This is a genomic window from Nostoc sp. UCD121, assembly GCF_014222285.1.
Classification (GTDB): Bacteria; Cyanobacteriota; Cyanobacteriia; order Cyanobacteriales; family Nostocaceae; genus Nostoc.
Genome location: NZ_JACKZS010000426.1, coordinates 1 through 2,091 on the forward strand (window position 1 = coordinate 1; position 2,091 = coordinate 2,091).

The window sequence follows — 2,091 nt, forward strand, 5'->3', positions numbered from 1 at the left end:
AATATTTTGTTCGCGTGTAGTTTACGAGAACAAAAAACAGCTAAAAACGCTGCTTGTACCTGAAGGCACTCTCGAAAAATTTAATTGTCAATTGCTGAGAATATTTTTAATCTGTTGAACTATAAATTGAGGATGAACAATTTACTGTATCGCCCAAATAATCGATATATTTAACTTGCTTTCCTAAAAATTTGAAAAGATAGTAGTTGTCGAGGAGTGCCATTATTTCTATGACATCGTTTTTTACTCTGAAACTTTGAGCGAGTTTTCTTGACAACTCTGGGATTACTTCTTTGCTGTGGTGGTGGGATTTTTAAATCTAAAAGTTCCGAAGTTAACCAACTAAAAAATACATTAATATCTGGGAATATTTCTACTGCAATCTGGAACAAAGGGATAGCACGTCTAATCACTCTAAGGCTGCCAGTAAAACTTAGACGTAATGGAGATAATCCTACTTTCTCAGCACTTTGAAACATTAAACAGCGTATACAATAATGTCCCAGTAACCAACCATAAATTTCTTGGACTACTTCACGAGGATTTTTCGAGCGGATAGGAGTTTTCCGACCATTGAGATGAACTTTTAATTCATCCAAAGTATTCTCTGCTTCCCAGCGCTGGTGATACTCAGTCGCTAGAAGTAAAGCTGGAAAAATCGCAATATCCATCAAATCGGTAATCAGACGATAAACTTTTTCTATCCCATTCTCTTCAACAACATATTCAATTACACGCATTGGGATTCGGGTTGCACCTTTCTTTTTGGACTGACCATCCGGTGCAATCCATGACTTATAAGAACCATCATCAAAAGTTTGAACGACCTCGAATTTAACGTGGGCTGGTACACGTCCAAGAATATGGCATTTTTGTTTAATTGCGGCATTAACCATCTTGAATGAATGTAGCCCTCTATCCCACATCAGCAACATCCCATCATTAACACTTCGTAATAATTTTAAAGCTCCTTTTCTTTCACCAATTCGATAAGGACTAATGAATGCATCGGTAATTAAATGAGTACCTGCTTCTACCAAAAAAACTAACCTGGCTTTCGGGAATGCCGGATATGTCCCAGGGCGAGAGCCAGGATAACCAAATACTCTTGCATTTTCTTGAGTCTCAGGAACGTCCATTACCGTTCCATCTACAGCCATTATTCTTAGTCCTCCCAGAAAGGCATCTGGCGTAAAAACTGTTGCTAATGGCTTTGCCACCATCTCAAACAGACGAGTCATTACAGATGCCCCGGTTCGTTGCCGTGCTTCGGTAATTGATGAAGAAGTTGGTGTTTTAAAACGTATTTTATCCAGTATGCGTAAACTGGCGAAGCCATGAATCAGATTTTTGAACACCGATACAACAGAGTCCGATGACCAAAAACTCATGGCAATTACCAAAACCACAACTACATGAGTCGGAAGTATTCGTTGTCGTTGCCCAACAGAAGAAGTACTGATAATTGCGTTCGTTATTGTTTGAGATGGAATTACTTCATCCATTGCCAGTAGTAATTGGCTTGGGGTAATGTAGGGCTGTTGAACCTCAAAATTAACAAGTGACATTTTCACCCGATACTTACGTTTAATTTTGGCTGTAAGATAATATAAACTAAATTCGGGTTTGTTCGCGTAAATTATACGCGAACAGGGCAACCCCCTTAATCACCATACGCACTCTTGTTTTGCCAGATGCTTGACTCTGACATTATTTCTAGAGCCGAACTCCTACAGCAAGCCATTGCAACTTTACAACTCTCTATCCAACAAATTCAGGCTTCAGGGGAAGTTGCACCACCTGGTTGTTGTGTTTTGCGTTATCAAGCACGCGGAAAAAAACAAGCTTATTGGTACTATAAATTACACGCTACCAAACCAATTTTTTCCACAACTCAACCCAACAAATTGAGCAAATATAAGCATTTGGGTAAGGCTGGAAGCCCTGCTCATATTGATGCTGTCCTCTCTGTGGCTAGAAGAACTCAAATCGATCACTTAACTTCCTGCATCGACTCTCTTCGTCAAAATTGGGTGGACTTGTACGATAGCCTCAAAGAGAAAAAGTAAGTCCCATCTTTTTATTCGCGTA

2 protein-coding genes are annotated in these 2,091 nt (G+C 39.4%); one reads left to right on the forward strand and one right to left on the reverse strand.

Translation table 11 applies throughout. From position 1 onward, the window contains the following. Positions 1–170: 170 nt before the first annotated feature. On the reverse strand, positions 171–1,568 hold the full coding sequence (locus tag GNF10_RS36535; protein ID WP_260445903.1) for an IS4 family transposase: 1,398 nt from the start codon (positions 1,566–1,568) through the stop codon (positions 171–173). A 126-nt stretch (positions 1,569–1,694) separates the two neighbouring features. Between GNF10_RS36535 and GNF10_RS36540 the strand changes: the two genes are divergently transcribed. Then, positions 1,695–2,069 (forward strand): hypothetical protein, encoded by a 375-nt coding sequence (locus GNF10_RS36540; RefSeq protein ID WP_185592106.1) that lies wholly within the window; start codon positions 1,695–1,697, stop codon positions 2,067–2,069. Positions 2,070–2,091: the final 22 nt, after the last annotated feature.